Source organism: Aeromonas sp. ASNIH4, assembly GCF_002934425.1.
Classification (GTDB): domain Bacteria; phylum Pseudomonadota; class Gammaproteobacteria; order Enterobacterales; family Aeromonadaceae; genus Aeromonas; species Aeromonas hydrophila.
The window spans coordinates 4,026,482-4,043,607 of sequence record NZ_CP026217.1 but is presented as its reverse complement, the minus strand read 5'-3'; the positions used below and the strand labels follow the sequence as shown (position 1 = coordinate 4,043,607).

Sequence of the window (17,126 nt, the reverse complement as noted above, 5' to 3'; positions counted from 1 at the left end):
TGACCGCCGGTAAGGACGGGCAGGGGATATTCCTGCCCACCCTCAATGAAACAAGGAAGAGGCGGGCCTCTTCCTTGTGATTCAGGGTAACGCCATCCCGTTTGATGCTCGCATCGAACGGGATAAAAGGGTTACTCCTTCTCTTCGATGACCACCCCTGACCGGTTCAGCAGGAACTGGGTCAGCAGGGGCACCGGACGCCCGGTGGAGCCTTTCTCCTTGCCACTCTTCCAGGCGGTCCCGGCGATATCCAGGTGGGCCCAGTTGTACTTCTTGGTGAAGCGTGACAGGAAGGCGGCGGCGGTGATGGTACCGGCCGGGCGGCCGCCTATGTTGGCCATGTCGGCAAACGGACTCTCCAGCTGTTCCTGATACTCGTCGAACAGCGGCAGACGCCAGGCGCGATCACCCGCCTGTTCGGAGGCGTTGAGCAGCTCGTGGGCCAGCGGGTTGTGGTTGGCCAAGAGGCCCGTGGTGTGGTGACCCAGCGCGATGATGCAGGCACCGGTCAGGGTGGCCACGTCGATCACGGTTTCCGGATCAAAGCGATCCACGTAGGTCAGCGCATCGCACAGCACCAGGCGGCCTTCCGCATCGGTGTTCAGCACTTCGATGGTCTGGCCGGACATGGAGGTGAGGATGTCGCCCGGGCGATAGGCGTTGCCACCCGGCATGTTCTCGCAGCCCGCCAGCACGCCGATGACGTTGATGGGCAGCTGCAGCTGGGCCAGGGCGTGCATGGTACCGAGCACGGAGGCGGCGCCACCCATGTCGTACTTCATCTCGTCCATGCCCTCGGCCGGCTTGATGGAGATGCCGCCGGAGTCGAATGTCAGTCCCTTGCCGACCAGCACGATGGGCTTGGCATCCGGATGACCCTTGTACTCGATGATGGCCATCATGGCTTCGTTGTCGGAGCCGCGAGCCACCGCCAGATAGGAGTTCATGCCGAGCTCGGCCATCTCTTGCTCGCCGATCACCTTGGTGGTGATGTTGTCGAAGGCATCGGCCAGACGACGGGCCTGGGAGGCGAGATAGGCCGGATTGCAGACATTGGGCGGCATGTTGGCCACGTCGCGACAAACGCGCACCCCTTTCGCCACGGCCAGACCGTGGGCGATGGCTTTTTCACCAATGGTCAGTTCCCGACGCGTCGGCACGTTGAATACCAGCTTGCGCAGCGGACGGCGCGGCTCGGCCTTGTTGGTCTTGAACTGATCGAAACTGTAGAGGCCAGCCTTGGTGGTTTCTACCGCCTGGCGCACCTTCCAATAGGTATCCCGTCCCTTGACGTGCAGCTCGGTCAGGAAGCAGACCGCTTCCATGGAGCCGGTTTCGTTGAGGGTGGTGATGGTCTTGTTGATGATCTGCTTGTACTGGCGTTCGTCGAGTTCCCGCTCCTTGCCGCAACCGACCAGCAGCACGCGCTCGCTGAGCACGCCCGGTACTTGATGCAGCAACAGCATCTGGCCTGGTTTCCCTTCCAGGTCGCCACGGCGCAGCAGCGAACTGATGTAGCCATCGCTGATCTTGTCCAGTTGTTCGGCAACCGGAGAGAGGCGACGCGGCTCGAATACGCCGACCACGACGCAGGCACTGCGTTGCTTCTCAGGACTGCCACTCTTTACACTGAACTCCATGGAATCTCCTACATCCTAAAGACAAAAGGCACCTTTTATTGAATAATGCGGTGCTTGTTGGGGTATCAGAGGCGGAGCGAACAGGCACTGGCTCCGCAGTTCAAACTGGTAAAAATCCAATATACGGCCCTATTTTTCAGGCATTCGACTAAAAACACAAGTTTACTTGGGAATGACTGTGATCGTTTTCCGATATTTGTTCAGGGAAACCCTGAAAACCCAGCTGGCGGTATTATTCGTGCTGCTGCTCATCTTCGTCAGCCAGCAATTCATCCAGATCATCGGCGATGCCGCCGATGGTGAGGTGCCGACGCGCCTGGTCTCCACCCTGCTGCTGCTCAACCTGCCCAACATGGCTTTGTTGATGCTGCCTATCAGCCTGTTTTTGGCCATCTTGTTCGCTCACGGGCGCCTCTACGCCGAAAGCGAGATGACGGTGATGCATGCGGTGGGCTTCAGCCACCGTTTCGTGATGCGCAGCGCCATGGTGCTGGCCTTGCTGACGGCGGCCGTCGCCGCCTTCAACACCGGCTGGGTGGCCCCGCAGGCCAAGGAGCGCGAGTACCAGGTGATCGACGAGTTCAAGGCCGATCCGGGGATCTCCTTCCTGCAGGCCGGCCGTTTCATGGAGCTCGACAAGGGGCGCCTGGTGGCTTACATCCAGGACCTCAACGACAAGGGCTCCAAACTGCAGAAAATCTTTGTGTTGCAGCGCTCCCAGGATGGCAAGCCGCCGTCGGTGGTGGTGGCGACCGAAGGGGTGGTCACGGTCGACAGCAATGGTCTGCAGTGGCTGACCCTGAAGGATGGCTCCCGCTACGAGGGGCACTTCAATACCCGCCAGTTCCAGATCTCCGAGTTCGACGAGTACAGCCTGGTGATCCGCCAGCAGGAGATGGAGCGCTCCAACCGCAAGGCGGCGGCCAAGCCGACCATGGAGCTGCTGGGTACCCAGGACAACCAGCTGATGGCCGAGCTGCAGTGGCGTCTGTCGCTGCCACTCTCCATTCTGGTGCTGACCTTCCTGGTGGTACCGCTGGCGCGGGTCAACCCCCGTCAGGGCCGCTATGCCAAGCTGTTGCCGGCCATCCTGCTCTACCTCTCCTACTTCCTGCTGCTCAGTGCCGCCCGTTCTGCCATCGACAGCGGTCGGCTGCCGCACTGGCCCGGCATGTTCCTGGTGCCGCTGGTCTATCTGCTGCTGATCGGGTTGCCGCTCAACCTGCAGGGCACCAGCTGGTGGAACGGGGTCAAGACCCTCTATTTCAAGAGAAAATCGGCATGATGTTGCCATCTGGGAGTCTTTACTGATGTTTGGCATTCTCGATAGACATGGCGACCGGGTCATTTTGATGTCGCCCCCGTTCCATGCGTCTGTATTTGAGGAAAAAATCAGCATGCTGCTGCAACAGGGGGGTCTCTGCTGATGTTTGGCATTCTCGATAGATATATCGGCCGGGTTATTTTCATGTCGGTCCTGCTGTGCGAACTGACCCTGGTCGGGTTGGCGGCGCTCATCAAGTACGTGGAGCAGCTGAAGTCGGTAGGGGAAGGCAACTACGACATGCTCAGCGCCCTCTACTATGTGCTGCTCTCCATGCCGAAAGAGGCGGTGCTCTTCTTCCCGCTGGCGGCCCTGCTGGGTGGTCTCATCGGTCTGGGCCAGCTGGCGACCAGCTCCGAGCTGGTGGTGATGCAGGCGGCGGGCCGCTCCAAGATCAGCATAGTGATGGCGGCGCTCAAGACCGCCATCCCGCTGATGATCCTGGTGGGGCTGATGGGAGAGTACGTGGCCCCCATCGCCAAGCGGATGGCGGACGACATCAAGGCGGGCGCCCTGTCTGAGGGGCGGCTGACCGTGTCGGCTTACGGGGTGTGGGCCCGCGATGGCAACAACTTCGTCAATATCAACGGGGTGCGCAACGATGGCGCCCTGACCGGCATCACCCTTTACCGTTTCACCCCGGAGCGCAAGCTGATCGATATCCTGCAGGCGCAGGAAGGGGTGTTCGAGCAGCATCACTGGCTGCTCAAGCAGGTACAGGTGACCCGCTTCGATGACCCCAGGCAGATCATGAGCGAGACTCAGCCCCAGATGGAGTGGAGCTCAGAGCTCACACCCAAACAGTTGGGGGTGGTGAGCATCGATCCCGAAAACCTGCCGGTGGCGGGACTGCTGGATTACATCGGCTATCTGGATGCCAACAAGCAGGATGCCGGTCGCTACAAGCTGGAGATGTGGCGCAAGCTGCTGTCACCGCTCTCGGTGGTGGCCATGATCCTGCTGGCCTCCTCCTTCATCTTCGGCCCGCTGCGCTCGGTCAGCATGGGGGCGCGGATGTTGATGGGGATCATGACCGGCTTTGCCGTCTACGTCAGCGATCGGGTGTTCGGCCCCATCAGCCTGGTGTATGCGGTACCGCCGATCCTGGCGGCCATCGCACCGAGCCTGCTGTTTGGCGGTATCTCCTTCTATATCCTGAGTCGCAAGCAATAAGCGCGTCGGCCAGCAAAAAGGGCACCCTCGGGGTGCCCTTTTTTGTTGCTGCTACAGAATCAGCGATTGAGCTGTTCCAGGTTCTCCTGTTTGCCGAGTACCACCACTTCGCATTCGGACCAGATGTCCTGAAACGCGCGGGGTGACTTGTGGTTGAACAGGCAGAGCAGGTTGCCGAGGCCGAAGGCCGCCGTGGCCAGCCGGATCAGGGCCTGGGTGATGCGAATGTTGCTGCCGTCGGCATTCTGGATGCGCAGACGCCAGGCCCGCATGCCGATGGTCTGGCCGGCGCGGGTCCAGAACCAGGTGTAGAAACCGCAGATGATGAAGGCGAGCCAGGCGCTGTAGATGGGGCTGGTCAGCAGCCAGGCGGCGTCCTTGCCTTCGGGCACGGTCGCCATGCCGGTTGCCAGCAGCAAGTGTGCCACCCCCATCCCGATGAAGCCGGCGATGATCAGCAAGGAGATGACCACCAGATAGTCATAGAGCAGGGCGCCGAGCCGGCGCAGCAGGCCGGCGGAAGGGTAGCGCGCAGTCGCGGGAGAGGTCGGTGTCGGTTGGACGGATTTACGCTTGGCCATCGTTTTTATTCCATTAATATGATGCGGGCATTCTATGTAACTGACCCAGCATCGGCAAGGCGTTGAATAAATGAGCAAACAACTGTGAGAGCAAGAAAAACACCTTGCATGCCCAAGCGCCATTCGTATAATCCCTCGCAGTTGCCCGGGTGGCGAAATCGGTAGACGCAGCGGATTCAAAATCCGCCGATGAATAATCGTGTCGGTTCGAGTCCGACCCCGGGCACCATTAGAATTCAATGACTTAAGGCCATCCCAACGGATGGCCTTTTGTTTTTCTGTGATCAAGTGGCGGCAAAATGGCGGCAGAGATTTCGGTGATCGGTTCGGTCTCTGCTTAATACTGGCTGTTGGCTCACGGTGTGACCGGACACACTTCACAGAAAACCTATTTTCCGTGGGGTAGGCCCGCCAGCGCACCAAGGCCGCGGTGCCTTTTCAAAATTTCAGTTATCAGATCGGCCCTCATCACACCTAACTAGCTGAAACAAAACGCCTTCTAGCTATTCCCTCGCGGCAAACTGGATCCTTCCCGATAGTTCAAATTCCCACGGAAAGTACGCTCCTCCCAATATATTCAACGGCTTACGTTTTCGACGCCGCTAGTCAGACCCCTTTCAAACTGTAAAACCCTGTAATTTCTTTCGATCCTTTCAGATCCTCACCTCGCCCGAGATCCTTTATCTGGCGCGGTCTGGGCCTATGGTTTTGCGGTAATCCACTTTTGCAAAAAATTTTATTGATGCGGCGCGCAGGCGGGAGCGGAAGAGCGCGGTTTCCGTGACGCAGACGCGGCGGTGGGCGTCGCCACGGTGTGCTGGGAGGCTGTGAGCGTGCGCAGGCTTCACGTATGATGCAGCGCTGCCCGATGGCTGCCTCTTCATGCGGCGCCATTCCCTGGCCATGCTCAGGCGCTGTCAGGCAGATAGAAGAAGGCCCCACGGTGTGGGGCCTTCTTTGCTTGGTGGCTTACTCGATGATGGGGGATAGCTGGCTGGCCAGCTGCTTGGCTTGTTGGCCATGTTCGGTCATGGTCCCGCTGTTACCGGGGGCTGGCCCGTTGCCGTGGGTGTGGCTGGCAGTGGCTGCGGCCAGCTGCTCTACCACGTTCATCAGCTGCAGCAGCAGTCGGAAGATGTTCACGCCCTCGGTCCCCATCCACGAACGGGGCGCCTCCAGGTGTTGCAGTTCGCCGGCAACTGCCCGGCGCAGTTGTCCCACCACCTCGACCAGATCCCCCGCCGTGGTCTGGCTCATGTTGCCCAGGCTTCCCAGGGTGATGCCATCCCCGGCCAGCAGCTCGATGGCGCCCAGCGCCTCGATGAGTTTGAACCCGCCCACCTCCTCGATGCTGTGCTGGGCTACCTGCTGCCGATGCTGGCCATGTTCCCCCAGGTAGTCGTCACTCTGGTGGTGCATCTGCAGGGCTTGGTCATGCAGGCGCCGGTCGGTGTGGCGGCTCAGGTTGCCCACTGTATCGGTGCGGCTGGCCACCTCGGCCCGTTGTTGCTGCAGTTGCTCGCCCGGGGCGATGTCCGGCAGGGGCCAGCCGCTGCCGAGCACGGTGCGGATAAAGGGCCGGTCGGCCCGCCCAAAGGCGAACCCCAGTTCAACCAGCGTCCCCTCAAGGGGGAACTGCAGCAGGCCTTGCTCTTGCCCGCCGAACTGCACCGGCAGCGGCACGGCCCGATAAAGGGGCGCCGCCTTGTCCGGCTGGCCATCTTCGCCCAGCAGTTGCACGTCCACCGCATAGCGGGGACGGAACGGGTCATTGAGCTGGCCGGCGCTGGCCTGGTCGCTGATGGCCTCGACTCGCCCGAACTTGGGCAGGTGCATCTTGTCGGCCAGCTCCGGGAACTCCCCCTCTATCTTGCGCCGCTCTGGCGACTTGGTGACCTTGCCCTGGGTGGCCGTGGTCAGGGTCATCTCGTCACCCTTGAGTCGCACCCGCATCACCCGCTTGCCGTTGATGATGGTACCGGGCCGGATGGACGGCACCGGCGACAGGGTCAGGGTGTCGCCTGCCTGGCGGCCTGACCAGGCGGGATCGATCGTGACCTCCTTGTCATGCCAGCGGCTGTGGGCGTGGCTGCCCACAAAGATGGCGCCATTGGGTTGTTGGTACCAGACAAAGTCGGGCACCTCAAAGGCGCGGCCAGCGTTGTCGAGCAGCTGATAACCGGTGCCGGCGCTGGTGAAGTTGGGGATCGGCCGGTCGGTGTAATCGCTGCCCTGGGGCAGCAGGAAGGTCAGCCCGGTCTGGTCGGTCAGCCAGGCCAGCAGGCCGCGCAGGGTGGCGTGTTGTTGGCTGACCGGTAGCCGGGAGCCCAGGGCACCGGCCAGCTCGCGGCACAGCAGCTTGCTGGCGCCATTGGCGGCAGGCTGCACGTCGTACACGTAACCGGTGAACCAGCGGCGCAGGTCACCGTTGTAGCCGGTGTCCAGGGTGAAGGTCTGCCCCTTGCTGGCCGTTCCTTCAATGGTCAGGGCGGCGCGGCCGCCGGCGTTGATGTCCAGCACCAGGTCATGGTCGACCAGGTGCACCGGCTGGCCGGCGAGGGTCAGTGAAGTGGAGAGTTTCATGCCAGCATGTCATCCATTGGTTTGAGTACATAGCGCTCGAAGCTGCTGAGGTCTTGCTCGTCGTCGCCAGTCCCTTTGGCGCCTGGCTTGGCGGCGCTGGTGTTGGCGGTACTCTGGCCCACGGTGGGGGCTTTCTTCGGCAAGCGTTGTTCGCGCTTCTCCGGTACCGAGTTGAACTCCTTCAAGGTGAACTGCACCTGCCAGGCCAGCAGCCCCTCCTGTTCGCTGGCGCTGATGCGCCCGGCAAACTTGGCCTGGCGCACCTTCACCGACTTGGCGAGCAGCGAGCCGACCCGGTAGACGTGGCGCTTGCCGCCATTGCCCTTGGCATCGGCCAGCTCAAACAGCCGGCTCAGCATGCGCTCATCCTTGAACGGGATGAGGCCGGAGACGTCGAGCTCTTTGGCCTTGTCGCCCTGTTCGGCGCTGCTGGTCGAGCTGGTCTGGCCGCTCTGGTCCTTGTCCTGAAACTGCATCGATGCGGAGACCCGCATCGATTTCATGATGATGGGCTCGCCATCGAGGGTCAGCATGGCTTGGCTCATGGGGTTAACTCCTGCCAGAAGGTAAGCGGGGAAGGGGAGAGCAGCAGGGCCGCGACCGTCATGCTCTGGCTGTGGTCGGGTGGGGAGCTCTGCCCGAGCTGGGTGGCCAAGCTGGCCGCATCCCCCCGCCCTTGCCAGTGCCAGAGCGTGCCGGACAGCGTGCCCAGCTGGGCCAGGGTCTCGGCGAGTTGTGCCAGGCGAGCGGTGCGGCGTGTCGCCAGCCCCTGCAGCTTGGCAATCGGGGTCTGGCTGTCCCGGGCCAGGCTCTCCAGCTGGGCCAGCTCTGCCCCCAGCGCCATGCGGGCAGGGCGCAGCGGTGCCCAGCTCAGCGGCTCATCGGCGCGCCAGCGCGGTACCTTGGCCGCCGTGGGCTGGCTCATTGTGTCGTTGTTGGCGGTGAGGCGGCGCAGGGTGGCGCACCACTCGGGCAGTGGCAGCAGGGCGCAGAGGACGGCCAGCTGCTTAGCCAGATCCTCGGCGCTGTTACCGGTGACCAGCCAGGCGAGGGCATGTAGTTGCCCGCTGGGCAGGAGGGGATCAGCCCCGTCCTGTAGCTTGGAGGCCAGGGTGGCCACCGCATTGGGGGCGGCCAGGCTAAACTGCTGGCCCTGCTGTTGGCCGACCCCGTGCTGGTAGGGGGTGACGGTCAGACAACGGCCGGTGACCAGCAGGCGGTCGAGCTCGCTGCGCAGCTCTGCCAGTGCGGTGGCCGCCTCGCTTAGTGGGTGGCGGCGGTACTGGGCGCGGGCCGCGAGCGCTTGCAGGCGGCCCGTGGCGCTGGTTTGGGTGGCCGGGAGCTGGGCCAGCACGCCCTGGGCGCGGGTGTGTATGCTGCCGGCATTGGCGGGCCAGCGCAGCGGCCCCTGTGTCCAGCTCATCGCGGCGCCTCCGGCCAGGTGACCTCCGCTGGCCATCCGTCGCTTTGGGGTAGGCGGTAGAGGGCGACCCGGTAGCGCTGCCAGGCGGTGAGCTGTTCGCGTTCGGCCTCGCTGATGATGCCCAGCGCCTCGGCGTCGAGCAGCGGGGCCATGGCATTAGCGGCCTGCTTGAGCAGCGCATTGAGGCGGGCCTGCTGCTCGGCCTCGGTCGGCGGTGGTAGGGGGAGCACCTCGATATCGCCAAACTCGCCGAACACTGCCCGGCTGTAGAGTTCGCGGCCATGCTCCATTGGGTCATCCTTGCGGGCGGTGAACTGGACCGGCTCAGGCAGGTTGGTAAAGCGCACATCCAGGGTGATGCTGTCGGGATCCGCCGCATAATGGCGAGGGTGCACGGCGCTGATTACTTCAATACGTTCCATCATGTTCTCCTCTATCAGGCGACCCGGATCCACAAGGTGGCCCGGTCGTCATAGCGTTCATCGTCGTTGGCTCCCATGATGTCGCCCATACATTGCCAGGTGCCCGGCAGGCTGTATCCGGCATAGCCCCACTCAGCCGCCGAGCACGGGCGCAGGTAAGCGCCGGCCGCGCGCTGGCCGTGGCTGGTTTTGCCGCCGGCCGGGATCAGGGCTGCAAATACATATGCACCAATGGCGTGATATGACCCCGCCACCACGTCAGCATTGCCCTGCGCCGCGTTATGGTTGTGGGTGTAGTGGGGTGGGTTGCCCGGGCTATAACAGCGGCCAGAGCTGTCATTCACCGCTCCCGAGAAAAAGCCGTTTCCAACTGAATCAATGGCAAAACGGGTGAAGACGGCGCCACCCACACCGTTGGAGTTGGCGATCCGATAAGCACTATCGGCCCCGAGGTAGGACATGACCGCGTATTTTCCGGGAATGTGGTATTCGGTCATCGGGTTGTTGGGATCCGTGACCGCTAAGCGCAAGCCCACTTCCCAACCGGTGGTTGGCTGGTTAAGCCATTGACGAAACGCAGCCTGGCTGGCGCAGTAGCGCAGATAGCTGTCGTTGCCGTCGTTGACCCGAAAGGCCACGGCGCCGACCATGCGCTGCTCATCGACCAGGTTGGTGCGCAAGGTGCGGACTAGGAGATCGCCGGAGCCGTCGCGCAGGGCATAGGTGTTGGCCGATGGGTCATAACTAGGGGCAATGTTGGCGAGCTTGCCAAGGCCCACATCGTCCGCACTCGGTTTGTTCTGGGTGTTGTAGTCTCTGGCCCAGGGGGTGAAAGCCCCGGTGTTGTACTGGGCGCGGGTGTAAATCCGGCTGGTGTTGTAGACGTGGTAACGGTGCTGCACCCCGGCGCCAGCGGTCACGGTAAGGGAGCCGGATTTCAGCTCTGGATAGTTGAGCGCGGCCGTTACATTGGCGTCCGAATCCTGACGATACACGCCGGGGGTGATAAGGGTGTTCAGATCCTCTTTGGCCAACTGGATCGGGTTGGTCAGCGTGCCCGGGTGGCTGTGGTTGGCGGCAGCCAGATCCGGTTTGTCCGTCACCTCGCTATAGCTGGGCCAGCGGCTGGCGGTAGCCGGCACTTTGTCGAGATCGCCCCACTGGTGGCGGTGGCTGCCGTCTTTGATCTCCACCGCGATGGTGACGCCCTGGGCGTCTTCCAGGATGCCTTTGCCGGTCACGTCCCCGGTCAGCTCGATGGTGCGCTTGCGGCGCACGTCGGTGACGCTGCCGTCCGTATTGACGATGGCCACCTTGGCCACATGGTGCATGTGCCCGTTGCTGTCCAGGTAGTCCACCATGTCCGGCACGCTCAGGGTCAGGGTGAAGTGATTCACCCAGGCATCGAGCAGGGAGCCCGCTCGGTAGATATCGAGCCAGAGCCCCACCGGCTTGGCGCCCGGGGTCACCTTCTTGACCTCGTTCAGCTCCGCCCGCAGGCCGCCCACGTAGGCCACCCCGGGCTGCACCTTGTAGACCCCAGACTCGTTGACCAGATTAAAGCCGTTGCCGTAGAAGGTGGCAGGCCCGAAGAACTGCAGCGCCTGCAGGCGCAGGTCGTCATCCATCCCGCGTAGGCGGGCGGCATAGTCAATCTGCCAGGTGCTGGCGTCCACGTGGGTGGCGGTGGCCTCCGAGGCCCGGTCGTACTCCATCAGCATGGATTTCACCAGGCTGTTGCCGGTCTGGCCGGTGGCCTCATTGGTCTTGAGCTTGGTTTCCAGCCCCTTGTGCACAATCATCCCCACCACGCCGGTGGCCTTGTTGATGAGATACATGGCGTTGAAGCTGAAATCGCCGACCGTGGTGTCCATGACGATGGTGTAAGCCACCGCATCGTTGTTGATGCGCCCGCGCTGGTCCACCCCGTGGCGGTACACAATCTGGCCCACCGGCGGCAAGCCGCTGTCCGGGTTGATGGCGGCATCGGGATCGAGATCCGGCACGTTGGCCAGCACGAACTCATCGAGCACCACCGGTGCCTGGGTGGCGAGGCACTCCTGCCAGTAGCGGGAGAAAGCGTTGGTAATGATTTGGCTCATGCGTTCCTCTTAAGTGTCGCGCCGAACACCTGCTGGCTCATGTCGATACGACCGAACCGCAGGGTGCCGGTGACCGGGTAAACCACCTGAAAGCGATAGCGGCGGCAGGTGCGGCCATAGTGTTGGATCAAGGTTTCCATCAGTTGCTGGTTGGCTGCGATGGCGCCGTCGGTCACCTCGATGGTGATGACGTCCCAGGGCGCGCCGGCTTGCCGTTCGTGGATGTCGCACCAGCCGATGCCCAGGCGCTCGAAGATGCGCTTAAAGCCGGCCACCTCACCGGCGTCCCGGGCGTTCACAAAGGCGAACTTGACCCGCTTGCGAAAGAGCGGCAGTGGCTCGCCGTTGAAGCGGGTGATGTCCCGCTCCCAGGCGAGCAGAGCCAGCAGGGACTCCGAGCAGGTCAGCGGGTCTTGCTGGGCCAGCGGCAGCAACAGCCAGCCCTTGACCCGTTGCCAGAAGGCGTTAATCCCCTTGGCTAGAAACCCGGGCTCGGCGTGGGCCGGGCTGATGGTGTAGCCGTCTTCCCACCAGGGGGCGCTGGCATCGGGTAGCACCGGCGCCTGCAGGTTGTGTTCAAGCGGGGTCGGGTTACTCATGCAGGGTCACCTCCAGCGCGCTCAGACGCGGGATCGCCAGCCCCGACACGATGTCATCCTGCGCAAACTTGAGGCTCTGCAGCTGCGGGAACTGGCTGTGCAGCTCGCGGCCGAGCTGGGAGAGTGAGAAGCGCGAGCGCGGCCAGGTACGGGTAACGCTCGGAAAGTCCGCCGACTGGCGAAACGCTGCCTTGACCAGATTCTCGGCGCCCGTTTTGAGCGCGGCTTTCTGCTCGTCGGTGAGGTTGGGCTGGGGCCAGATCGCCAGCGTCAGGCTGTGCTGGGTCTCTGGCATGGCCATCACGAACAGGTCATCGCCGTGGCCATGGTTGCCTTGGCGGCCCACGTAGTCGTTGAGCTGGTCGATGAGGCTGGCCGGGGTAGCACCCACCTCCAGCAGGATGTAGGCATTGGCGGTGCCAGGACCCCGGGGGGCCTCGTGCTCAAAGAAGATGTGATCGGCCCGAATGCCGGCGACGCTGGCCAGCATGGAGCGGTAAATCGCGTCGATGTGGTAGCGACCCACCGCCGAGAACTGGTTCTGGATGCGCAGGCCGAGCGCGTCATTGCCCTCGACATCGCTGCCCTGGGTGGTGATCCACTCCTTGTCATCGTTGCGGGCGGACAGGATGCCGGTCACCGGTTCACTGAGCAGGTTGTAATAGCCTGGGGCCAGATTCCAGGCTGCGCCGGCGAACTCCGCCTCGCAGACAACCCGGGCCACGGCTTCGCCGGCGGGGCTCACTACCGCCTGCAGGGGTTTGAGGCGGTAGATGGTGCCGTTGATGCGCTCGGTGGCGATCCAGATATCGGCCGGGATGGTGGCGGCCTCGCTCGGATTGGCCTTGACGAAGTTGACCAGGCCCCGGGTTTTCTGGGCAGCCTTGCGGGTCAGATCCACGTCCCAGGCCTTGAGGTCGAGATAGGCATCGGTGGCGGTGGCCGCGAAGGTGTTGGGCAGCACATGGCCCGCCAGCAGGGTGCGGATAAGCCAGAGCGCCGGGGTGATGACCACCCCGCGCACCAGCCGCCAGAAGGGGCTCACATCGCTGTCGTTGGTGATGAGGGAGCCGGCGGCCACCACCTCCTTTTTGAGCTCGGCCTCCATGGCCTGCTCGGTGGTCGGGACGCCGGTCTCGGCCAGCAGGGCCATAAAGTCCACGGTCGGGCGCAGGTTCACAGGGTTATCTCCAGTTCGCCGAATTCATAGGTGCGAGCGGTGACCAGCACCCGGTCGGGGGCCTCTTCACTGATGAGGATGGTACCGGGCACCAGCCGCTCGTCGTCTTCTACCAGCAGTTCAATCTCGGTCATCACGTCGCTGCGTAGGGTCGGGCTGCGCTCGCCGATGAGCTTGCGGGCCAGCCCCGACTCCATGATGCGGTGCTTGATGTCCTGACCGATGCTGTGGCGGTCCTGGGTGTAGCGGGGTTGGCCACCGGCATCGAGTTGCCAGGCGCCGTTGACGACCAGGATGTCGATGTACTTGGGTTCGTGGGTCAGGGGTTCATTCATCATTTGGTCTCCAGCCAGACGTTCTCGGCCATCTGCTCCGGGGTCATCGGGTTCTGGTTGGTGATGTGCACCTCGCCGACGTGCAGGGACTTGGCCGGCTTCTGGTTGGCAGAGGTCGCGGCCGCGTTGGCCTGGATCAGCTGCTGGCCAATGCCACCGGATGGCACCTTGCTCTGGTCTTGCTGGCGGTAGCGGGCGAGGGGCGCGTTGACTGTCTCCTGTTGTCGCTCTTGAGCTGGCACACTCATCACCCCGGGCATGACCGGTATCGTCAGCGGTTGCATGGTCGGCATGGTGAGATCCGGCACTGAAGAGCTGATATCTAGGTCAACCCCTGGTAATACGTTGAGTTTTTCCAGTACCCATTGGATGGCTTTACCCACGGCCCAGATAGGCGACAGCAACAGTTTGAAGACTGTTCCAAGAATGGTTCCTGCAGCCTCCCCGAGTGCAATCATGTTAGTGAAGGCGCCAGAGGCTTGATTGGTTGTTCCAAGCCACTGGGCGATGATGCCGATCAGACTAGATACGCCATCCCAGATCACCGGCAAAATAGCGGCCCAAGGTGCGAATACGGTTGATATAGCTGGGGCCATGGCAGAGATGAGGCCACTGAAAAAAGCTTTGATGGGCTCCCACCACATCACCAGAGCTGCAATGGCAGCGGCTACTGCCAGAATGGGCCACGCTAGAGCCCCGAATACGATACCCAGACCCACGACGGCCAACTGAGCCATTCCGACGAGCAGCAACCAAGCGCCGGTGACCATACCCAGACCGATAAAAGCCAGGGCAGCATAACTGATCACCTTGGTCAGGTTCGGGAAGAGGTGCGTCCAGCGCAGCACATCATTGGCGCCATCGGCAAAGACGCCGACCACCGCATTGATGGCAGGCAGTACCACCCCGAAGGCGGCGGCACGAATGGCGAACCATCCCTGTGTCACCCGTTCCCACTGGTCGGTCATGGAGGCGGCCATCTGCTCGGCTTTGCCCATGCCGTGGGTGTTGGCCAGCGCGTTGATGTTGGTGGCCAGCCCCTTGGTGTTGGTCATCAGCAGCTTGATCATGGCGACCGCCTCATCCGAGCCGAACGCCTTCTTGAGCTCGTCCCCCTCGGCCACGCTCATGGTCTCGCCGTAACGCATCTTGAGCTTGTCCAGGATGGTCAGCACCGGCAGCATGTTGCCTGCCGAGTCGGTGAACTGCATGCCGAGCGCCTTCTGAGCGCCACCGACACCAGCCAGGAACGACTTGAACTTGGTACCGGCCTCGCCGCCACTCATGGTGGCCTGCAGTTGGCCGATCACAGCGAACTGCTCATCCATCGAGACGCCCGCGGCGGTGGCGTTGGCCCCGATCGCCCCAAAGGCGTCGGCCATGCCCTGGCCGGTGGTCTTGAACAGTTGCACCGCCAGCGCCGTCTTGCCGGCCACATCCTCGACCCAGTTGGCCTTGCCCATCTGCTTGGCCTGCTGCTCGAAGATGCCGTACATGGTGCCCATGTAGTTGGTGATGGTGGCGGTGTCGGCCTTGGTGGCCTTGGCCAGGGTGGTGGATGCGCGGGTAAAGGCCGGCAGTTCGTTGCCTTCCAGCCCGGCGATCGCGGATTGGATATCGTAGGAGGAGCGCACGATCTCGGTGGCCGACTCACCATACTGGATGGAGAGTTTGAGTGCCTCGCGGCCCAGAGCCCCGAGCACATCCTTTTGCACATCGAGGGAGGCCACTTCCGCCAGCGCCCGATCCATTTCGATGGCGGGGCCAAGTGCCCCCTGGATCGCCATGACGCCGCCGGCGACGGTGGTGGCCCCCATGGCCATGCTGCCCCAGCCCTGGCGGCCAGCCTTGCTGACCTTGTCCATCTGGGCATTGATGCCGGCAAGGGGCTTGGTGACCTGGTCAACCAACGCCACCTGCATCATCAATTTTTCCATCCAGGCCATAGGGGTCTCTTATCCGTTCAGTGCTTTGGCGATGCCCTCGGCCACGGCGATGGCGTTGGAATCTCGGTGGTACTTGTCTAACCAGGTAGCGCGGGCCAGGCTCTCGATGTCGTCATCCTCATGGGGCAGGTAGTAGCGTCGCAGCGCCAGCACCTGCTCCAGTTGGTTGCGCTCGATGGCCTCGGCACGCGCGGTCAGTTTTTTACGGTGATTTCCAGATCAGGGGCGAACTCTTTGTTGATCGCGCCCGCCAGCTGCAGCGCGGCGCTGGGACGCTGGAGCAGCTCATCGAGTGCCTCTTTGCTCTCGGTACAGACGATCCTTTTCAGGTAGTTGTGAGCCGGCGCGACCTTGTCGTTGGGCATCATGTCGTTGATGAAGCCGTTGTAGGCGGTCATGGTCGGTTCAAAGCTGATGTCGGTACCGGCGATGGTCAGGGTGATTTTTTTGCTCATGGGGTGGTTTCCTCTTGTTCAATCCAATGGTTCAGGGTGTTGAGTTGGGTTTGGCAGCGGCGCAGCGCCGTCTGCAGGGTGGGGATAAACCGCACGGCGTCGCCGTAGGTGCTCCCCGTGAATTCAGGCTCCGGGCAGTGGGGCACCAGCCCCGGCGGTGGTAGGCGCTTCACCACTTGGGTTTGCACCACTGTGGTGGGCTGGCTGGAGCAGGCGCAGAGCGCCGCCAGGCAAAGGCTCGCGAGCGCAATCCGGGCGGCCCGCCGGCGGCGTGGCCAAGGCTTGTTGCAGTTCATCGGCGGTTTTCCTGTTCTGGTTGTCGAGCTCGGTCAATGCCGCGTTCTGGTCGTTAAGCAACAGGCGCAAGCCCGTCGCTATCAGCTGCTGTTTCTTGAGCTCGGTCGCTTGCTGGCCGTTGGCTGTCTGCAGGGTGCCGATGGTCTCGTTGGCCGAGGCCAGCGCTTTGCCACGGCTATCCAGCATGCGACTGCCCAGGAACAGGGCGGCGCCCATGACCAGTACCAGGACAAACAACAGGTTGGAGAACAGCTCCTTGAGGATGTTCATACCAGCACTCCTCCGAACTCGGTGAACTTGGCCAGCAGGTCAGCCAGCTTGTGTTCGCGCTGGCCGTAGCCGGCGCCCGGCAGGCTGGCCCAGATGTTGGCGCACTTGGCGATCGCCTGGGGGATGCGACCATCGATCACATCGGCCAGCGCTTTGCGCTCGCGGATCAACTGGATTGCCCAGGCATCTTGTGACTCAGGGCCAAAGTCCGGCAGCCCAAGCTGGTCACGGTAGTGGGGCCAGTGCTTTGACAGATGCTGATAGCGACCGGCAGCGGTGCTGCTCAGGGTCTTGTTAACCTGCACCAGCACGTTCGGGTGGGTGCGGTAGTCGGTGAAGAACCCCGCCGGATTGACCAGCTTGTCGTATCCGTCATCGCCCCGGCCCTTGGTGCCCTCGGAAAAGGCGAGCAGGTCGAGAAATGCGGCCACTTGCGGATGGCAGTTACTGCGCGGCATTGTTGTCCCCCTTCTTGCGCAGCATCAGGGCCGCACGGTCGCGAATGATGTCGATCCCAAGCAGTCCCACCATGCCACCCAGTAACGGGGTAGCCTCCTGGGGGATCCCGAGCAAGTGGGTCCCGGTGGCGGCCGCCAGGGTGATGAGGCCGCACAACAGGGATTCGATCAGCCGGCGGCGACCCCGCCCACCGGCATAGGTGATGCGCAGGAAGGCGATGGCCAGCGCCAGCAGTGCCCCATAGACAGCGGGCCAGTTGTCCATCAGCCAGGCCAGCAGGGCGGCCCAGAGGGTGGGGTCTTTGTTTGGCATAGGGTTCATATCCCGTTCTCGATGC

The 17,126-nt window shown here is 62.8% G+C and carries 19 protein-coding genes and 1 tRNA gene; 3 read left to right on the top strand and 17 right to left on the bottom strand.

Translation table 11 applies throughout. The features are described from left to right. Positions 1-131: 131 nt before the first annotated feature. Positions 132-1,640 carry a leucyl aminopeptidase gene (pepA, locus tag C2U40_RS18805; RefSeq protein ID WP_011707422.1) on the bottom strand — a complete coding sequence of 503 codons (1,509 nt, stop codon included), beginning with the start codon at positions 1,638-1,640 and terminating at the stop codon, positions 132-134. Between the two features lie 172 nt (positions 1,641-1,812). Between pepA and lptF the strand changes: the two genes are divergently transcribed. Next, positions 1,813-2,925 (top strand): LPS export ABC transporter permease LptF, encoded by a 1,113-nt coding sequence (lptF, locus tag C2U40_RS18800; RefSeq protein ID WP_005305138.1) that lies wholly within the window; start codon positions 1,813-1,815, stop codon positions 2,923-2,925. A 141-nt stretch (positions 2,926-3,066) separates the two neighbouring features. Further along, positions 3,067-4,137 (top strand): LPS export ABC transporter permease LptG, encoded by a 1,071-nt coding sequence (lptG, locus tag C2U40_RS18795; protein WP_011707420.1) that lies wholly within the window; start codon positions 3,067-3,069, stop codon positions 4,135-4,137. A 59-nt stretch (positions 4,138-4,196) separates the two neighbouring features. Here lptG and C2U40_RS18790 read toward each other — a convergent pair whose 3' ends face one another. Then, positions 4,197-4,718, bottom strand: coding sequence for an RDD family protein (locus tag C2U40_RS18790; RefSeq protein ID WP_029304803.1), 522 nt, complete (start codon positions 4,716-4,718; stop codon positions 4,197-4,199). A 143-nt stretch (positions 4,719-4,861) separates the two neighbouring features. On the opposite strand from C2U40_RS18790, the gene C2U40_RS18785 reads away from it, so the two are divergent. Beyond that, positions 4,862-4,947, top strand: a tRNA-Leu gene (locus C2U40_RS18785). 740 nt (positions 4,948-5,687) lie between these two features. Here C2U40_RS18785 and C2U40_RS18780 read toward each other — a convergent pair. The 15 genes from C2U40_RS18780 to C2U40_RS18720 are packed head-to-tail and all read right to left on the bottom strand — an operon-like array spanning position 5,688 to position 17,101. Next, positions 5,688-7,301, bottom strand: coding sequence for a hypothetical protein (locus C2U40_RS18780; RefSeq protein ID WP_103827409.1), 1,614 nt, complete (start codon positions 7,299-7,301; stop codon positions 5,688-5,690). Then, positions 7,298-7,846 (bottom strand): baseplate complex protein, encoded by a 549-nt coding sequence (locus C2U40_RS18775; RefSeq protein WP_103827410.1) that lies wholly within the window; start codon positions 7,844-7,846, stop codon positions 7,298-7,300. Before C2U40_RS18775 ends, C2U40_RS18780 begins: the two co-directional genes overlap by 4 nt. Next, the gene (locus C2U40_RS18770) at positions 7,843-8,724 is read right to left on the bottom strand and encodes a hypothetical protein (protein WP_103827411.1); all 882 of its coding nucleotides are present in this window, start codon (positions 8,722-8,724) and stop codon (positions 7,843-7,845) included. Before C2U40_RS18770 ends, C2U40_RS18775 begins: the two co-directional genes overlap by 4 nt. After that, the gene (locus C2U40_RS18765; RefSeq protein ID WP_233768790.1) at positions 8,721-9,149 is read right to left on the bottom strand and encodes a tail fiber assembly protein; all 429 of its coding nucleotides are present in this window, start codon (positions 9,147-9,149) and stop codon (positions 8,721-8,723) included. Before C2U40_RS18765 ends, C2U40_RS18770 begins: the two co-directional genes overlap by 4 nt. An 11-nt stretch (positions 9,150-9,160) precedes the next feature. Further along, a complete protein-coding gene (locus tag C2U40_RS18760; RefSeq protein WP_103827413.1) occupies positions 9,161-11,248 on the bottom strand; it encodes a phage tail-collar fiber domain-containing protein in 2,088 nt (695 codons plus the stop codon). Then, the gene (locus tag C2U40_RS18755; RefSeq protein WP_103827414.1) at positions 11,245-11,847 is read right to left on the bottom strand and encodes a phage tail protein; all 603 of its coding nucleotides are present in this window, start codon (positions 11,845-11,847) and stop codon (positions 11,245-11,247) included. Before C2U40_RS18755 ends, C2U40_RS18760 begins: the two co-directional genes overlap by 4 nt. Further along, on the bottom strand, positions 11,840-13,027 hold the full coding sequence (locus C2U40_RS18750; protein ID WP_103827415.1) for a baseplate J/gp47 family protein: 1,188 nt from the start codon (positions 13,025-13,027) through the stop codon (positions 11,840-11,842). Before C2U40_RS18750 ends, C2U40_RS18755 begins: the two co-directional genes overlap by 8 nt. Continuing rightward, a complete protein-coding gene (locus C2U40_RS18745; RefSeq protein ID WP_103827416.1) occupies positions 13,024-13,362 on the bottom strand; it encodes a DUF2590 family protein in 339 nt (112 codons plus the stop codon). Before C2U40_RS18745 ends, C2U40_RS18750 begins: the two co-directional genes overlap by 4 nt. Continuing rightward, entirely contained in the window at positions 13,362-15,308 is a 1,947-nt protein-coding gene (locus C2U40_RS18740) for a phage tail tape measure protein (RefSeq protein WP_103827417.1), read from the bottom strand. The genes C2U40_RS18745 and C2U40_RS18740 overlap by 1 nt, the downstream gene beginning before the upstream one ends. Positions 15,309-15,317: 9 nt before the next feature. After that, positions 15,318-15,461 carry a DUF6890 family protein gene (locus C2U40_RS26585; protein ID WP_167335821.1) on the bottom strand — a complete coding sequence of 48 codons (144 nt, stop codon included), beginning with the start codon at positions 15,459-15,461 and terminating at the stop codon, positions 15,318-15,320. A gap of 41 nt (positions 15,462-15,502) precedes the next feature. Continuing rightward, the gene (locus C2U40_RS18735; protein ID WP_042871608.1) at positions 15,503-15,763 is read right to left on the bottom strand and encodes a putative phage tail assembly chaperone; all 261 of its coding nucleotides are present in this window, start codon (positions 15,761-15,763) and stop codon (positions 15,503-15,505) included. Next, complete coding sequence (gene lysC, locus C2U40_RS26765; protein ID WP_233768852.1) at positions 15,760-15,993, bottom strand: Rz1-like lysis system protein LysC; 234 nt, start codon at positions 15,991-15,993, stop codon at positions 15,760-15,762. The genes C2U40_RS18735 and lysC overlap by 4 nt, the downstream gene beginning before the upstream one ends. After that, positions 15,887-16,330, bottom strand: a complete 444-nt coding sequence (locus C2U40_RS18730) for a hypothetical protein (RefSeq protein WP_103827418.1) — start codon at positions 16,328-16,330, stop codon at positions 15,887-15,889. The genes lysC and C2U40_RS18730 overlap by 107 nt, the downstream gene beginning before the upstream one ends. Continuing rightward, positions 16,327-16,788: a glycoside hydrolase family 24 protein gene (locus C2U40_RS18725; RefSeq protein WP_103827419.1), complete on the bottom strand. Its 462-nt coding sequence runs from the start codon at positions 16,786-16,788 to the stop codon at positions 16,327-16,329. The genes C2U40_RS18730 and C2U40_RS18725 overlap by 4 nt, the downstream gene beginning before the upstream one ends. Next, positions 16,775-17,101, bottom strand: coding sequence for a phage holin, lambda family (locus C2U40_RS18720; RefSeq protein WP_103827420.1), 327 nt, complete (start codon positions 17,099-17,101; stop codon positions 16,775-16,777). The genes C2U40_RS18725 and C2U40_RS18720 overlap by 14 nt, the downstream gene beginning before the upstream one ends. Positions 17,102-17,126 lie beyond the last annotated feature (25 nt).